This window comes from Pontibacter sp. Tf4 (genome assembly GCF_014212495.1).
In the GTDB taxonomy this organism is placed as follows: Bacteria; Bacteroidota; Bacteroidia; order Cytophagales; family Hymenobacteraceae; genus Pontibacter.
This window is the reverse complement of record NZ_JACKZC010000003.1, coordinates 93,724-111,382: the sequence shown is the minus strand read 5'-3', so window position 1 is coordinate 111,382 and position 17,659 is coordinate 93,724. Positions and strand designations below refer to the sequence as shown.

General features: G+C 44.7%; 11 protein-coding genes. 4 read left to right on the top strand and 7 right to left on the bottom strand.

What is annotated here, in order from left to right:
• Positions 1-98: 98 nt before the first annotated feature.
• Together H7F15_RS05960 and H7F15_RS05955 are read left to right on the top strand one after the other, a co-directional pair.
• Positions 99-974 (top strand): ROK family protein, encoded by an 876-nt coding sequence (locus H7F15_RS05960; protein ID WP_185196053.1) that lies wholly within the window; start codon positions 99-101, stop codon positions 972-974.
• A 74-nt stretch (positions 975-1,048) separates the two neighbouring features.
• Positions 1,049-3,364: a GH92 family glycosyl hydrolase gene (locus tag H7F15_RS05955; protein ID WP_185196052.1), complete on the top strand. Its 2,316-nt coding sequence runs from the start codon at positions 1,049-1,051 to the stop codon at positions 3,362-3,364.
• A gap of 367 nt (positions 3,365-3,731) precedes the next feature.
• Here the strand turns inward: H7F15_RS05955 and H7F15_RS05950 are convergent, their stop codons facing one another.
• The 3 genes from H7F15_RS05950 to H7F15_RS05940 are packed head-to-tail and all read right to left on the bottom strand — an operon-like array spanning position 3,732 to position 7,930.
• On the bottom strand, positions 3,732-5,150 hold the full coding sequence (locus tag H7F15_RS05950) for a sugar MFS transporter (protein WP_185196051.1): 1,419 nt from the start codon (positions 5,148-5,150) through the stop codon (positions 3,732-3,734).
• Positions 5,151-5,154: 4 nt separating this feature from the next.
• Positions 5,155-7,497, bottom strand: a complete 2,343-nt coding sequence (locus tag H7F15_RS05945; RefSeq protein WP_185196050.1) for a GH92 family glycosyl hydrolase — start codon at positions 7,495-7,497, stop codon at positions 5,155-5,157.
• Between the two features lie 43 nt (positions 7,498-7,540).
• Positions 7,541-7,930, bottom strand: a complete 390-nt coding sequence (locus H7F15_RS05940; protein WP_185196049.1) for a VOC family protein — start codon at positions 7,928-7,930, stop codon at positions 7,541-7,543.
• A 439-nt stretch (positions 7,931-8,369) separates the two neighbouring features.
• On the opposite strand from H7F15_RS05940, the gene ggt reads away from it, so the two are divergent.
• The gene (ggt, locus tag H7F15_RS05935; protein WP_185196048.1) at positions 8,370-10,091 is read left to right on the top strand and encodes a gamma-glutamyltransferase; all 1,722 of its coding nucleotides are present in this window, start codon (positions 8,370-8,372) and stop codon (positions 10,089-10,091) included.
• A gap of 407 nt (positions 10,092-10,498) precedes the next feature.
• Positions 10,499-13,126, top strand: a complete 2,628-nt coding sequence (locus tag H7F15_RS05930; protein ID WP_185196047.1) for a PAS domain-containing protein — start codon at positions 10,499-10,501, stop codon at positions 13,124-13,126.
• Positions 13,127-13,162: 36 nt separating this feature from the next.
• Here H7F15_RS05930 and H7F15_RS05925 read toward each other — a convergent pair whose 3' ends face one another.
• The 4 genes from H7F15_RS05925 to H7F15_RS05910 all read right to left on the bottom strand — a co-directional run bounded on the left by H7F15_RS05925 (position 13,163) and on the right by H7F15_RS05910 (position 17,481).
• Positions 13,163-13,606 (bottom strand): response regulator, encoded by a 444-nt coding sequence (locus tag H7F15_RS05925; protein WP_185196046.1) that lies wholly within the window; start codon positions 13,604-13,606, stop codon positions 13,163-13,165.
• 95 nt (positions 13,607-13,701) lie between these two features.
• Positions 13,702-13,899 carry a hypothetical protein gene (locus tag H7F15_RS05920; protein WP_185196045.1) on the bottom strand — a complete coding sequence of 66 codons (198 nt, stop codon included), beginning with the start codon at positions 13,897-13,899 and terminating at the stop codon, positions 13,702-13,704.
• 526 nt (positions 13,900-14,425) lie between these two features.
• Complete coding sequence (locus tag H7F15_RS05915) at positions 14,426-15,058, bottom strand: response regulator transcription factor (RefSeq protein ID WP_185196044.1); 633 nt, start codon at positions 15,056-15,058, stop codon at positions 14,426-14,428.
• A gap of 1,343 nt (positions 15,059-16,401) precedes the next feature.
• Positions 16,402-17,481 (bottom strand): ATP-binding protein, encoded by a 1,080-nt coding sequence (locus tag H7F15_RS05910; RefSeq protein ID WP_185196043.1) that lies wholly within the window; start codon positions 17,479-17,481, stop codon positions 16,402-16,404.
• Between the last annotated feature and the right edge of the window lie 178 nt (positions 17,482-17,659).

Below are 17,659 nucleotides of genomic sequence, written 5' to 3'. Positions count from 1 at the left end.
CCTTCCTGTATCAAGCTGGTTAATTTAACCTGTATAAATTTTATTGCCAATGGTATAGAGGATGCCTATACTTACACTCCTATTTATGAATGACACTTATGAATCAATTTGTTCTCGGAGTTGACATTGGCGGCACACACATCACAGCTGCTATAGTTGATCTCGCCACCCGTAAAATCCTGCACGAAACGATGACCCGCCAGAAGGTGGATGCGAGTGGAACTATAGGAGATATTATGACCAGTTGGAGCAGTGCCATGCTCACTGCTATAGGGAAGCATAAGACTGAGATCACAAATATTGGTATTGCTATGCCGGGACCATTCGATTATGAAAATGGCATAGCCCTGATGCAGAACCAGGACAAGTACGACGCCCTTTATGGTATAAACGTGAAGGAACTGCTGGCAGAAGCTTTGCGGTTGGATAATGACAACATCAGATTTCAGAACGATGCGCCCTGCTTTCTTAAAGGGGAAGCCTTTGCCGGAGCTGCACAAGGATATAACAGGGCTGTAGGGTTAACACTGGGTACAGGTTTGGGATCAGCAGTTATAGTTAATGGCAAAGCCTGGGACGCGAACTTGTGGGATACACCTTTCCGTGATGGAATAGCCGAAGAACACTTAAGCTCCCGCTGGTTTGTGAAACGCTTTTATGAGCTGAGTGGTCGGAAAGCAGATAATGTGAAAACTATAGTTGAGCTACTACCAACAGAGCCAAAGGTACAGGAGTTGTTTACTGAATATGCCGATAACCTGGCTACTTTTTTAGGCGATTTTGTGAGGCAGGAACAGCCAGAGGTAATCATACTGGGTGGCAACATCGCAAAGGGTTTTAACTTATTTGGCGGTGGTTTACAGGAGGAATTACAAGCGCAACGAATAACCATCCCTATAAAAACAGCACAGTTAGGGGAAGAAGCTGCTTTGCTGGGTGCCGCCAGTTTGTGGCAGGAACCTACCGATCTATAGTTTATACTTTCCGGAAATAAGCCTACCTTTAAACATCACCTTAAACCATATTACCCGACCAAACAGTTAACCGAATGAAGAAACTTGTACTGTCTGTTCTGCTGCTTTCGCCGCTGCTAACTTTTGCCCAAACCAAACAGTCAACCAACCTGGTAAAGTATGTGAACCCGATGATCGGTACAGCCAAAATGGGGCACACGTACCCGGGAGCTACCGTACCCTTCGGCATGGTGCAACTCAGCCCCGACACCGATACGATTCCCTATGAAGTTAACGGCAAGTATAACAAGGACGTGTACAAGTACTGCGCCGGCTACCAGTATGATGATAAAACTATAGTTGGTTTCAGCCATACGCACTTCAGCGGAACCGGACACTCTGATCTTGGTGATTTTTTGATTGCGCCAACTACTGGCAAGCTGCAACTCAACCCTGGTACGGAAGACAAACCAGAAAGTGGATACCGTTCGGCTTTCTCGCATGCCAATGAAGTAGCAGAGCCTGCCTACTATAAAGTAAAACTCGACGATCATAACATCCTAGCAGAACTCACGGCCAGCAACCGTGTGGGCATGCACCAGTATACTTTCCCGAAATCCGACGAGGCGCACATTATCCTGGACCTGATGTCGGGCATTTATAACTATGATGGCAAGACCACCTGGACCTTTGTGCGCGTGGAGAACGATACCCTGATTACCGGCTACCGCCAGACCAATGGCTGGGCCCGCACCCGCACGGTATACTTTGCCATGGCCTTCAGCAAACCGTTTCACCAGTATGGCAACAAAGATTACTCGGAGGCACAGGTATACAAAGGCTTCTGGCGCAAGTTCGACCAGACCAAAAACTTCCCCGAGTTTGCCGGTAAAAAGCTGAGAGCCTATTTCGATTTTAAGACTGAAGAAGGAGAAAAGATCAAGATCAAATTTGCCTTGTCGCCGGTGAGTACCGAAGGAGCCCTGGCCAACATGCGCGCCGAAATTCCGCATTGGGATTTTGACAAAGTAAAGCGCGAAGGACAGGCCGCCTGGAACAAGGAGTTGAATAAAGTGGTTGTAGATGCCGGAAAAGATGACCTGGTGAACTTCTACACTGCCATGTACCATGCCTTTTTAGGACCGACTACCTACATGGATGTGGATGGTAAGTACAGAGGACTGGACATGAATGTGCACCAGGCCAAAGGCTTTACAAACTATAGCAGCTTTTCGCTTTGGGATACTTACCGCGCCCTGCACCCGTTGTTCACCATCCTTCAACCAGCCCGCAACAACGACATGGTAAAATCCATGCTGGCGCACTACGACCAGAGTGTACACAAAATGTTGCCGGTGTGGTCGCACCACGCCAACGAAAACTGGTGCATGATCGGTTACCATGCCGTGCCGGTAATTGCTGATATGGTGATGAAGGGAATGGCCAACTTTGATGCTAACCGCGCCCTGGATGCTTCTGTACAGACAGCCCGAACCCGCTACTATGATGGCCTTGGTTATTATATGGATATGGGCTATGTGCCTGAAGACAAGAATGGCTCATCGGTATCTAAAACGCTGGAGTATGCCTACGATGACTGGTGTATTGCGCAGATGGCGAAAAAACTGAATCGTCAGGATATTTATGAAGAGTTTAGCAAGCGTGCTTTGAACTATAAAAACGTGTACGATGCCAGATCCGGCTTTATGCGTCCGAAGTTGAGCGATGGTACCTGGAAGAAAGAATTCGACCCGTTGGATACGCACGGGCAGGGCTTTATTGAGGGCAACTCATGGAACTATAGTTTGTACGTACCACACGACCCAGCGCAGATGATCTCCATGATGGGTGGTAAGACGCGCTTTGCCCAGCACCTGGATTCACTCTTTACGATGGAGTTACCGGACAAATATTTCGAAAACACAGAAGACATTTCTCGTGAAGGTATTATCGGCAACTATGTGCATGGCAACGAACCATCGCACCACGTACCGTTCCTTTACAACTGGACCGATCAACCCTGGAAAACACAGGAGCGCACGCGCATGGTGCTCAAGGCGATGTATAAACCAACTGTAGACGGTTTGGGCGGCAACGACGACTTCGGGCAGATGAGCGCCTGGTACATCTTCAGCGCGTTGGGCTTTTACCCGGTTGCTCCCGGCTCCGACCAATACGCTATTACCAGCCCGGCTATAAAATCGGCAACTATAAACCTTGAGAACGGGAAGACCTTTACCATAGAAACCAAAAACCAGAAAGACAACAATGTGTATGTGCAGAAAATTGAGCTGAATGGCCAGCCAATCAACTGCACTTATTTAACCCACGGCGAGATTATGAAAGGCGGAAAGATCATTTTTCATATGGGCAGTAAACCCAATAAGAAGCTGTTTGCCTTAGCGCCGTAATAGCTGAAACTATAGTTTACAGTAAACAAGAAAGCCTTTCCATTTAGGAAAGGCTTTCTTGTTTTAGGAGTGTCATCGTCAAATGCGTTTTCTCTTCGAATTTTTACCCACCCTTAACCCCTCCAAGGAGGGGAATTTTATTTCTGCTAATTTAGGTGACTATGGCGCGAGCGTCTTCGCTCGTGTCGAGCTATAGTTGGGCGTCCCGCCCAGTGAATCACAGATCCATGAGTATAGTAAGTCACGGATTGCAGATCCGCGCCGGCAAATAAGTTAACTATAGAATTTTGGTTTAAACTATAACAGTAACATAAATTCCCCTCCCTGGAGAGGTTAGGGGTGGGTTGAACTATAGGACTAACTGTAATTAAGCCCCTCTCACCTTATACCCTGCAAAGCCATAGTAAACTATAAACGCATAGCAAAGCATTGGCACTATAAACGATAGCTGCAGATTGCCACTAAGGTCAGCAAATAAACCTTGCAATGGCGGTATAATGGCCCCGCCAACTATAGCCATCACCAACAGCGATGATCCCTGGCTAGTATTTCTTCCGAGGCCTTTAATTGCTAAATCAAAAATGGTTGGGAACATAACCGAATTGAACAGGCCAATGGCAATAATAGCCCACATCGCCAGGGAGCCTTCCGCAATTACTCCTACTAACAGAAGGCCTATAACGGCTATGGCAAAAAAGGCAACCGTTCTGTTCGGGATGAACCTTGCCAACAGCAACACAGTTAAGTTCAGCGCAATCAAACCGAGTATGATCAACGCCTGGTCTAGGTCATACAAGAAGTAAACTGTCAGGAAGGTAACAAGGGTGATGAAAGCAATAACAACAAACTTACCCAAACGCTTAAATGTACTCAGCGCAATTGCTCCAAAGAAACGACCGATCATGGCGCCTCCCCAGTAAAATGCCAGGTAATGCTTCGCTTCCGATTCAGTCAACCCCGTTATCTGTGGCAGTTTTATAAAATTGATGAGTGCACTGCCTATACTTACTTCGCCGCCGACATACATAAAAATACAAATGATGCCGAGCACTAAATGTGGGTGTTTAACGGCGCCTGCTCCAGTCTCTATCTTACCTGTACCTTCCAGGCGAGGTAGACGAGCTACTTTAATCAGGACAGCAATAAGCAGAAGCAGCGCAGCCAGCCCCAGGTACGGCATTTTTACAGAGTCTGCATTAACGATGTCGGCAGATGCCACCTGGTCAAAAATCAGGTAACCGCCGATGATGGGCGCAATGGTGGTGCCGAACGAGTTCACGGCCTGCGCCAGATTCATGCGGCTCGACGAGTTTTCAGGTGGACCAAGTATCGCTACATACGGGTTGGCTGTGATCTGCAGCACCGTAATGCCCGATGCCAGCACAAATAGCGCCATCAGGAAGAAACTATAACTGTGGAGTATGGCCGCCGGATAGAACAGTGTACAGCCCAGTGCTGCAATCAGCAAGCCAATGATGATACCGTTCTTATACCCAATCTTCAGGATAGGGTCTCCTTTGGTAGTAGACAGTAGAAAGTATAGAAACGAAACGATGAAGTATGCTCCGAAAAAGGCTGTCTGGATTAGCATTGCCTGCCACAGTTGCAGCGTAAATACCTGCTGCATTTTCGGGATCAGGATGTCGTTCATGCAGGTGATGAAGCCCCACATAAAAAACAGCAGGGTAACCACAATAAGCGGCGAAGTATAGTTTTTGAAATCCGGAGAAAGCGCTGCCGACTGTGAGGTAGTTTCTTCTGGAGCGGTTGGTGTTATAGTTGCCATCGGTTTAGTTTTGGGCGTTTACTACAGGTGTTGAGACAGCATTTTGATCATTGGAGAAAGAGTAAGGCACGGCATCTGCCTGTGTGCCACGGCTCATGTTGGGTTCAGCCCCCATCTTGATTTTAAGCTTGCCGCCCTTCATTATATCTTCATGAGAGATCCAGTTCTTCTCAAACTTCTTCCCGTTAAGGGTAGCTTTCTGTATGTACAGGTTTTCCTTGCTGTTGTCCGGCGCTTCGATCACAAACTCTTTCCCGTTCTCCAGTTTTATAGTTATTCTCTTAAACAGCGGAGCACCTATTACATATTGGTTTACGGCCGGAGTAACCGGATAGAAGCCCATGGCCGAGAAAATATACCAGGCTGAGGTCTGGCCGTTGTCTTCGTCGCCGCAGTAGCCATCCGGGGTAGGTAGGTACATACGGTTCATGGTTTCGCGTGCCCAGTACTGTGCTTTCCAGGGCTCTCCGGCATAGTTGTACAGGTAGATCATGTGCTGGATGGGCTGGTTGCCGTGCGCATACTGGCCCATGTTGGCGATCTGCATTTCTCGTATCTCATGGATCACACTGCCATAGTAACTCTCGTCATAGATAGGTGGTAGTGTGAACACTGAATCCAGCTTCGCTACGAAATTCTTTTTGCCACCCATCAGGTCAATCAGCCCCTGCACATCATGGAAAACCGACCAGCTATAATGCCAGCTGTTGCCCTCGGTAAAAGCATCGCCCCACTTAAACGGGTTGAAAGGTGATTGGAATGTACCATCCTGGTTCTTGCCCCGCATCAAGCCTGTGGCAGGGTCGAACAGATTTCTATAGTTCTGGCTGCGTTTGGCGTACAGATCAATTTCTGCCTGCGGCCGGTTCAGCGCTTTGGCCAGTTGGTAGATGGCAAAATCATCGTAGGCGTATTCCAACGTACGGGCAGCATTCTCGTTGATCTTAACATCGTAAGGCACATAGCCCAGCTTGTTATAGTATTCCACACCCGCACGACCAATGGCTGTAATAGGTCCTTCGTTGTTAGCGCCATGCAGCAAGGCCTCGTATAATATATTGATGTCGTAGCCACGTAGCCCTTTCATGTAAGCATCCGCTACCACAGAGGCAGAGTTATTACCAATCATAATATTCGCATAACCCGGGCTGGACCACTCAGGGAGCCAGCCACCTTCTTTGTAATCATTAACAAGGCCGGCCTGCATCTCTTTGTTTATGCTTGGGTAAGCCAGATTCAGGAAGGGATAAAGTGCCCGGAACGTATCCCAGAAGCCTGTACCGGCAAAGCGGTAGCCCGGGTATGTCTTACCGTCGTAAGGGCTGTAGTGTACAGGTTTATTATCAGCATCCAACTCATACATTTTGTGCGGGAAGAACAGCGTGCGGTACAGGCAACTATAGAAAGTACGCAGTTGCTCGTCGGTGCCGCCTTCTACGGTAATGCGGCTCATGGCCTGGTTCCAAAGCGCTTTGGCTTTCTGTTTGGTTGTTTCAAAATCGTCGTTGGCAAGCTCGCGTTTCAGGTTAAGTTCGGCCTGCTCCAGGCTGATAAAAGATGAGGCCACTCGCAGGTTCACTTTTTCGCCTCTGGCAGTTTTAAAACCAACTATAGCACCGGCATGGTTAGCCTTCATTTCATGTTTGCCTTTTACAAGTACTGAGTCCTGCCAGGCATAAGTTACCGTAAACGGCTTATCGCTGTAGATGACAAAGTGATTTTTGAAGTCTTTGGGGTTGCTGCGGGCATTTTTGGTAGTATAGCCTATAATCTTGTTTTCAGAAGGTATTACTTTGATGTAAGAGCCTTTGTCCAGTGCATCAATCACGATAAAAGAGCTATCCGATTTTGGATAGGTGAAGCGAAACTGTACAGCACGCTCGGTTGGAGTAAACTCAGTCGTTACGTCGTGGTCGGCCAGGTAAACACTATAGTAGTATGGCTTTGCAACTTCCGATTTATGGGAGAACCAACTGGCGCGGGCATCCTGGTCGAACCGTGCCTTACCGGTTACCGGCATAATTACAAACTGGCCGTAATCGTTCATCCAGGGCGATGGCTGGTGGGTTTGCTTAAAGCCCCTGATCTTGTCATCGTCGTAGGTGTAGGCCCAGCCGTTTCCCATCTTGCCGGTTTGGGCTGTCCACAGGTTCATGCCCCAAGGCACAGCCACAGCAGGGTAGGTGTTCCCATTCGACATGATTACCTTGGAATCAGTACCCATCAGCGGGTTTGCCAGTTCTTCGGGTTCAAATTTTGGCTTTTGCTTTTGTGCCAGTAGCGTTGTGGGCGCGGCAACTATAGCTGAAAGAATAAGGAAGGAAAAGGAGAGTATATGTTTCTTCATGCGGTGCTTGGTATTGTTTTAAGGCAGGTTTAAAGTATAGAGGTTAGCTTTCGTAAAATTCAATGGGCAGGTCGTCCGGGTCGCTGATAAAGGTGAAGCGCTTGCCGGTATGCTCATCTGTCCGGACAGGTTCAGGACTTATACCTTTAACCTGCAGTATTTCTATCGTTTCATCTAGGTCAGCAACTTCAAAAGCCAGGTGGCGCAGTCCGGTTGCTTCCGGTCTGGATGGCCTCTTGGGCGGATCAGGAAAGGAGAAAAGTTCCAGCAAATAACTTCCGTTCAAAGCCAGGTCCAGTTTGTAGGACTTTCTTTCCTTGCGATAAACTTCCTGCAACACCTCAAGCCCCAGCACATCGGTATAAAAAGCTTTTGACTTCTCGTAGTCTGAGCAGATCAGGGCAATGTGGTGTACGCGCTTCAGTTTGAGCATAAACTATAGTTAGCTAGGAGCCTGATTTCAGGTGAGTCAGCTACCAGAAAACTATAGCTACCCAATTGGCACCTAATATAGCAAAATCATAGTAAGTGTTCTCCGGTCTGTCTCATCATAATTTATTTTGAGTTTCATCACGTATAGTTGTTATCATTTTGAAATGACCTACTTTCAGAATAGGATTTATAATGGGAAGTTGTATAAACAAAACTTTACAGGCTACCTATAAAATGAGCGACCAGTAATAGCTTTCAGCCCAACTCACTTAGAGTAAACAAAAGACAACTACAGGTTATTTCTTGAAGATGTTAATGATACTGTTTTTGGAAGGTGGTGAACTAGTAACATTAACCCGGTATACTTTTGCTTGCGCGGTATATTTTATTCATTTTGTATATTAATTGCTTAAACCTCCTTTTCGTCATTCATGTATAGCATGCCATTTAAAACTACAGGTGTTAAATCCTGGCTGATCATCTCTGCTTTTGTAGCTATAGTTAGCAGTTGTGCCGTTCCAGCCAACACAACAGATCTATCTCAGAACCGGGGTACTATGGCCGATAAGGCGATGGTTGTGTCTGCGCATCCGGAAGCCTCTCGGATAGGATTGGAGATCATGAGAAAGGGAGGGAATGCCTTTGATGCAACTGTCGCCACGCAATTTGCCCTGGCTGTTGTTTACCCGGTGGCAGGTAATATTGGTGGAGGTGGTTTTACGGTGTATCGCACCTCAAATGGGGAGACCGGCACGTTAGATTACCGCGAAACAGCCCCTGCAGCAGCTTTTGCCACCATGTACCAGGATAGTGCTGCCAACGTAATTGCAGGGCTAAGTACCAACGGGCATTTAGCTGTAGGTATACCAGGCACTGTAGATGGCATGGTAAAGCTGCATCAGAAATTAGGGGTGCTGCCGTGGGCCGAGTTGGTGCAGCCGGCTATAGACCTTGCGCGAAATGGCGTTGTGTTAACCCAGAAAGAAGCAGAAGGCTTAAACAATGCACGGCAAGCTTTCCAGGAAATCAACAATCATACCCCTTACCTCACCCAAAAGCAAAACTGGCAGGCCGGAGACACAATTTTCCATGTAGAACTGGCGCTGACACTGGAGCGCATCCGGGATGAAGGCCGTGAGGGATTTTACGCTGGCAAAACAGCCGATCTGCTTGTTCAGGAAATGCAGCGGGGCAACGGCATCATCACAAAAGAGGATCTTGCCAACTATAGCTCTGTCTGGCGAAAGCCTTTGGAAGGCAACTATAGAGGCTATAAAGTCATTTCGATGGCGCCGCCCTCAAGCGGAGGTATTGCGCTCTTGCAACTACTGACCATGGTAGAACCCCACAATTTAAGTAAGTACAAATGGCAGAGTGCAGAAGCAGTACAACTTATAACAGAGGCTGAGCGCCGTGTATATGCTGATCGTGCTACCTACCTTGGAGACCCCGATTTTGTGACTGTGCCGGTACAGGAATTGCTCGATAAAGCTTACCTGGAAGAGAGACTGAGCACGTTTAGTATGGAGAAAGCTACGCCTTCTTCGGAAGTAAAAGCTGGCAACCTGACTTATATAGAATCTGAGCAGACAACACATTTCAGTATAATCGATCCTTCGGGAAACGCAGTTTCAACTACTACAACGTTGAATGGCAACTATGGCTCTAAAGTAGTTGTAAAAGGTGCCGGTTTCATACTGAACAATGAAATGGATGATTTCAGCGTGAAGCTAGGTGTGCCGAATATGTTCGGTTTAGTTGGTGGAGAGGCAAATGCCATTGCGCCTGGTAAGCGTATGTTAAGCTCTATGACACCAACTATCCTTGAGAAGGACGGAAAACTGTTCATGGTAGTGGGTACTCCGGGTGGTTCTACGATCATCACATCGGTTTTCCAGGCTATACTGAATGTGGTAGAGCACAACATGACCATGCAGCAGGCAGTTGCAGCTCCGCGCTTTCATCATCAGTGGTTGCCAGATGTAATACAGTACGAGCCAGATGCCATTAGCCCAACTATAAGAGCTATCCTGGAAAGCAAAGGCTACAAACTGGAGCAGCGCAAACCATACGGCAGAGTAGATGCTATTCTTGTATTACCAAACGGAAAACTGGAAGCAGGTGCCGACCCTCGCGGTGATGATGCGGCTGCAGGTTTTTAGAGCATATCGTATTTCAGTTCATCCTATTTAATGCTATTGGGTTTCAAACTATAGTTCTGTCCGTGTTGGATATTGAGGCGTAGTTACGGGGTGGTCTTTGCTGTAGGTAGCAGCACTGTGGTTTTCTCTGGAAAATGTCATGGTATAACTATCGCCAGACAAGTGGCAGCACTTCGTAAATCAATGACATTAATGAAGTACCAATCTTTGTGTTGATACCGTCATACCGGCTCATCTTAATCCGCTTCAGGCAATGATTGTAACAATAAACCAACAAAATTTGGTACATTTGATATTAGTTTATTGGTTTCGTACCCGATCTGAAGTAAGACTTGCATATTGAAAGCTTTCAAAAATGGTAGTTCCTAAAGACTTATTTAATATCATTTTTCTACCTGGCTTTCCATATGTTAAGAGAGAACTGCGCTTCAAATCCGATTAAAAGTAGTCCTGCTACCTCATTTTTTGCCAGGGTTTTTGAAGCCCAGACCAGCCTGTCGCTCCTGCTGGCTCCCGATCTCGAAGTTATAGGTGTGACCGACTCATTGCTACAGGAAACCTATACCAGACGGGAGAATGTAGTTGGGAAAAACGTTTTTGTCGCTTTCCCCGAGAACCCTGCCGCACCTGAAGCCTCGCCTATCAAGAACTTGAAAAAAGCCTTTGATATAGTATTTGAAACTGGTAAACCACATAAACTACCACAGCAGCGTTATGATATTCCTGATCCGGAATTGCCTGGGAGTTTTCTGGAAAGGTACTGGAGTACGCATACGGTTCCTATACTGGATGAGCAGGGAGTGATGATAAGTATACTGCACGAAACAACGAATATCACGGCAGAGGTTAAAGCTAAACATCAGTTAAACGAAAGTATAGAAAGAGAGCAGAAAGCGATAGCAGTAGCTGAACAGCAGCGTTTGCGCTTAAAACGGCTTTTCGATCATGCCCCGGCTGCCTTAGCAATTGTGGAGGGCCCCGATCTGGTTTACAAAGAAATTAATGAGACCTATCAGCAGTTATTTCCTGGACGCCAGCTGCTTGGGCTACCAATGTTTGAAGCATTACCTGAGTTAAGTACAAGACCCTCGGGTGAAGCGCTGAGAAATGTTTATAAAACCGGAGAGTCTTATAAAGGCAAAGAGTTTCTGCTGCCTTTTGCCCGGTATGCCGGCGCATCTGAAGAAGACATATACTGGAACTTTATAAACCAGGCTTTATACGATACAGAAGGAAATGTAAACGGCATTTTACTTTTTGCGCTGGATGTTACAGATTTTATATTAGCCCGCCAGAATGTAGAAGAAAAGAGCAGTGCCTTGCGAAAGCTGAACCTGGAGCTGGAAGAACGTGTAAATATCCGGTCGCGGGAACTGCAACAGGCAAAAGCGGAAGCCGACAAACACAGCCGAAGAATGTATGACCTGTTTATGCAGGCACCTGCTGCCATTTGCATTCTGAATGGACCGGACATGGTGTACGAATTGGTGAACCCCGTTTATGAGCAGCTTTTTACTGACCGGAAATTATTAGGTAAACCAATTTTAGAAGCCCTGCCCGAGATAAAAGAACATCGGGTTTACGAGACATTTAAAAGGGTTTATGAAACCGGAGAAACGCATAAAGAAGCCGAATTACTCATACCGTTTAAGCGTGCCGAAGACGGGGAGATGGAAGACAGGTATTTCAGGTTTATACAGCAAGCCCGTTACAATGAGCAGGAGCAGGTAGATGGCATTATAGTTTTTGCCCTGGAAGTAACTGAGCAGGTAAACGCACGCAAGGCGGTAGAGCTAAGCGAAGCGCAACTGCGTTTAGTAACAGATTCATTGCCCGTGCTTATCGGTTATTTAGATAAAGAAGAGAAATATCGTTTCACGAACAAGGCCTATGAGAGCTGGTTTCCCTTTAAGGCGGAGTCGTTATTGGGGCGCAAGGTTAGGGATGTAATAGGAGAGGATGCTTACCAGAATGTAAAAGTGTTTATAGAACAGGCGTTAGCTGGTGTGGCAGTGAGCTTTGAAGCACGCATGCCCTACCGTGACAACTTTGTTAAATACATCCAGACCAATTATGTGCCGGATGTGCAGGATGGAGAAGTGCAAGGGTTTTATACATTGGTAACAGACGTTACCGAACAGGTGCTTGCCCGCGAAGCATTGGAACAAAGTGAGCTGAAAGCCAAATCGATTGCTGAAATGCTGGCTGTTGCAAACGATGATCTGAAGCTTGCCAATGAAACGCTGGGTATTTATAACTCCGAACTGGAGAAGCGTGTAGAAGAACGGACATCGGCACTGAAAAATACGAACACACTCCTGCAGAAGCAGATCAAAGAGAATATCAAAGCTGAAGAATCACTATTTAAATCTCATGCACAACTACAGGCTTTAACCAAACACCTGCAGCAACTGCGCGAAGAAGAGCGTAAGTTTTTAGCCAGAGAACTGCACGATGAGTTAGGGCAGGCATTTACAGCGCTTAAAATAGATGTGGCACTATCGCTTAAGAAGCTGGATACAGGAACTATAGAACATAGCCACCTGCACCAGGAACTTAGCTCTATGCTGCGGACAATAAACAGATCTATCACTTCGGTGCGGGAAATCGTAAAGTCGCTGCGTCCTTCGGTACTCGATAATTTTGGATTGCTCTCTGAAGTTGAATCTCAGGCACAGGACCTTAAAAAACGAATTGGTGCAACTGTAGAAGTTATCACCGAACTGGAATACCTGGAGCTGACCCAGGAGGTTTCTATAGAAGTGTTTCGAATAATTCAGGAGATCATGACCAATATAGCACGCCACGCAGAAGCCTCGCACGTTTACATTAAAATTGCTGAAAAGCAGAATGCATTCCACTTTACTATTACAGATAATGGCAAGGGCATGCTTTTAAATGGCCAGCCAGAAGTCAGTACCTTCGGCCTGATCGGGATGCAGGAGCGAGCCGATCGCATTGGAGCCAAATTGAGTATCAGCTCAAAGATAAGGAGAGGCACTACAATTGAGCTGGAAGTTCCGTGCAAACTATAGTTCAGGTAGCGACATGTAAAGCTACCTGAACTATAGTTAAGCAATATACCTTTTTTGGATCAGCTCCAGCAAGGCAACAGGTGTGAGGGGTTTCGTTAAGATCTGCGTTATACCGGCATTCAATGCTTTACTGATATCACGGTGATAAAGTGAAGTGGTAAGTATAGCGACTGTTGTATGCTCATGGTGAAGCCCTTCCAGTTTTTTATAGGCTTCCAGAAAAGTAAATCCATCCATTACGGGCATATTGATGTCCAGCAGAATCAGGTCTGGTACACAATGCTCGTCGGCCTTTTCAAATTGGTCACTACATTCTTTTAACAAAGCCAAAGCAGTTTTCCCATCAGTGGCCACCAGCACTTGGTCCGGGTTTATTGTTTTAATGATGGTTCGCTTATTTAAAAAGTTGGTAGTTTCATCGTCATCTATAAGCAAAACAGTGCGGAATAGTTTGATCGGGTTTTGTGATGTATTTCTCAAACGGTGAAAATCTTTGATTTTGGTAATGCTGACTATTTGTAATCGGGTAAAATGTGCTTTAAAGTGTAATAGCTGAAATTGGCTGTTGTTGTATTTTAAGGCACATATTTTATAGTTCCGGTTGTATTTCCCTCTGAAGAATTGGTAAGCCATTTTTCGCAGTCTTCCATGTTCCTGAAACTATAGTAACTGATAACGCCTGTAAGCTCCTGCTCCAGCTTTTTTCCAATGCTATCACCAAAACTACCTTCCCTGGATACATGCAACAGATACTTAAGCCCCTTGTTTTTCATTTTCAGTATCCATACATGCGAGAACCAAACTATAGTATCTTCCCAAACCGAAATAATGCGGGTACAGTCCTGCAGAATAGTATGGTAAGGGTTCGTTTTTACAAAGTCTTCTGCCCATAAGGCAACTGCTTTTATCTGGTCTTTTGTAGTATAGCCATGCCACTCAATTACAATAACAGCATTGCCTGTTATGTAACTTACTTTGCAGAATATTCTACCAAATTCATTTCTGAATTCCTTTTCTGCAACAGACGGTTGATTTGCGTGTGCTATAAGATTACGTGTGTTAGAGCAATATCCGGATAAGTAATTTTCAAGGGTGATTTAGCTTTCATGTAAAGTTGTTAGGTGTATTTTTCCTAAGGGGGATTTGTACAAAGTTATTATCCGAAGAATAAACAACAGGTAACAGCATCTCGAAAGTGATGTCATATAATCATGAAAGCCTTGTCATATTTTACGACAAGGCTTTCGTTGTAAAACAGTAAGTACCCGAGGGTAGTTAGGACTGAAAATAGTGCTCTGATCACACCAGATTATTAGCTAAGCAATAGCGGATAAGGTCTGTTTTAGATGTAAACTTCATTTTCTCAAAAATACGGATCCGGTAGGTGTTTACGGTACTCTGTGTTAAGTGCAGCGAGTCGGCTATAGTTTTGGGCGCCACCCCTTCGCCAATTTTGCAAAGGATCTGAAACTCGCGATCGGAAAGTACCTCATGTGCTATTTGTGGAGAAGCTTTCGCTACAAGCGACTCGGCCAGCAGTTCGGCCAGCGATTCTGAAATATACTTACCACCACTCTGTATTTTATGTATAGCTGTAACCAGTTCTTCAGCAGCACTTTCCTTCGATAAGTAGCCTGATGCTCCTGCCTTTAAAGTGCGCAAAGCATACGTCTTCTCCGGATACATGCTCAGGATCAGCACTGGGATTTGCGGATACAGGTTCTTCAATTCAATTAATACATCAAGGCCACTTTTAACCGGCATATTTATATCCAGCACCACAAAGTTTGCCTGGCTGTCCTTAAGTTTTGGAATAACCTCTGTTCCATTAATTGCTTCGCCTACAACTTCTATGTCAGCTTCGTCCTTCAGCACTTTTTTCAATCCTTCCCTGATCAACACATAGTCATCAGCAATTAACAGTTTAATCATTCTCTTCGGTTTATGTTGATTGTAAGGTTGGCTATAGTTACAACTTATATTTTATGTATAAAAGTATTTTAGATAGCGCATACACTAAAGCTGATCTACTACTATAAATGTGATACCATTGGTCGCAAGTTAAGCAGCACTGCCGGTAAGCTACCTAACCTATAGGAAGTTTTTTGTTGAAACTGCATGTTGGACCCGCTATTCGCCCAAATTTTTCAGCATCATAGCAGAGGTTTACTACAAACTAAGTGAAAAAAGCAGGAGAGAAGAAAAAAGGATGCGAAACCAACGCACCGGGTTCATAAACGAAACTATACCCTTAGGCAAATGAAGAAAGGATCTCCTTGTTAAGTATAGCCTAGGATTTAAAGTTAAGTTGTTTGAAAACGATTATCCTCTTGGAAATTGTGGGGTTATTTTATCGAACGGTCAGGATAAATGGATTTTTCGCCCTTCTTGCTTCGTGCAACGGTTTTTAGTGGAAAAGAAAAAAGGGAAAAGCAATCAAAATCATCACTTTTCCCTTTCAGTAGACCAAAGGATGGAATTATCGAACTTTATCTACACGGATTTAGCAGTTTTACACGAGTATCTACTATTAGCATAGTTGAGTACTTATACTATTCGACATACCCCAAACACGAATCTAACTTTAATGCTCTTATTGTAATTAAAATGCAATCTATATAATTTATATGATGGTTTTCTTGTGATTTTAACCACATCTATATTTACAACTTCTTCACGCTCACCTCATATTTGGTATTTACATTACTACCTAACTAAGTATAAGTATTGCCTAAGCAATACATGGTAAATGTAAATTGCATGAGGATACCAATTGCAAGATGATGATGTTTAGAACAGCTTGTTGATCTAAATTATAGTCCTTGGTAGTGAATTAGGTATGAAAGTTATTCACAATAAATTCTTAGAACGTATACTTGTTAATGATTTTCATCTCTGCCCAGTTATGAAGTTAAATGCCTTCGAGATAAAAGCAATTACATAAAATATGATATGTTTTAATGATTATGAATTACCTCATTTCTTCTACTCTCGAGAAGGCTGTTTATAATGAAATTTCGCAAATGTTGTAAATAACATTTCTCGATGAATTTATAACTCGCTCCATTCACTTTTACGTCTTAAACTTCTATTCTTCAGAAGACTTTTATATGATGTACATTCAAGATAAATATAAAAGCTGCAAAAGCATCATTTAACATCTTTCAGCAAGTCAGCTTTCCAGTCAAACAATACAAAAGCACTAGTGAGAGACTAATGCTCCTAGAGGACTGTTAACAGGCAACGATAAGGCTATAGCTGCTTTATGTAACTTGCTACAGAGATTGGAAAAGTACTTTAAAGGTCGATCCTTCACCCACCTTGCTTTCCACTTTAATCTTGCCACCCATACTCTCCACCATGCTTTTAACGATAAACAGTCCAACGCCAGTGCCCTCTACCGTATCATGCAGTCTGCTGTAACGGTCAAACACCGATTCAAGTTTGTCTTCGGCTATCCCAATACCCTTGTCGCTTACAGTGAGTAGTATAGCATCCCCTGATCTTTCTGTCTGAATGTTTATCACAGGTTTACTGTCTGGTTTGCTGTACTTGATAGCATTACTGAGCAGGTTGTAGACAATGCTTCTCACATTCTTTCGGGAAAAGTTAACATCTGCTTCTTCAATGTGGGTGCTGATTTGAGCGTTTGTTTCTTCGATCTTATCTCTAAGGGCAAGCTTTGCATCTTCGATCACGTTTTCGAAGTTCACTCGTTCAGGCTCCCTTGCAAACGCTGAATCATTATCAATGTCAGCAAGTTCGTCTACGGTTTTGCGCAGGTTGTCCACAGACCGGCTGAGCATGTCTATGATTTGCTTGTATTCCTGTTCACTTTTCAGGGTTCCTTTCAATATTCTGATCAAGCCTTCCATATTGGAAAGTGGTCCTTTTATATCGTGTGAGATAGAGTGAATGATGTTCTCATAATCCCTGTGTAGTTTCTCGTACCCTTTCAATATATGGATGCGATCATTAATGTCGATGAAGGTAATGATAACGCCGTTTGTTCTGTTCTCTTTTTTTATAATGTAGGGCAGGATATTCATCTGATACCACTTTTTATCAGTGGTCTGGATCTCCTTCTCCAAACTCTGGCTGCTCTCAATTACTTCATGGATGTTGTCAATAATGGTCGGGAAGCGGATGTTGTTGGATACCTCGTCTATGTGCCTGCCCACATCGCTGGCTGAAAGTTTAAAGTGCGTCATGGCAGCAGGAGTAAACTTTCGTAGGATCATGTCGGCATCCACAAACAGCTGCGGTATGATGGTGTTGTTGAAGTAATTTTCCAGTTCGTCGTTCAACTCGATCAGCTTTTCAAGTTTGCTGTTCTTTTTAGGTGCTTCTGCCATTAGGAATTTCGTCTGGATGATGCTACTTATAGGTAGCCATTTTCTGTAAGTATTTATTCTATGACATACGTGTATGTACCAGTATCGGATAATTTGTAGTTTCTAGCCATAAAGCTTAGGTACATTGTAAGGTAAATAAGGATACTGATTATTTCTTAAAGCAGCAATAGGCAGAGTA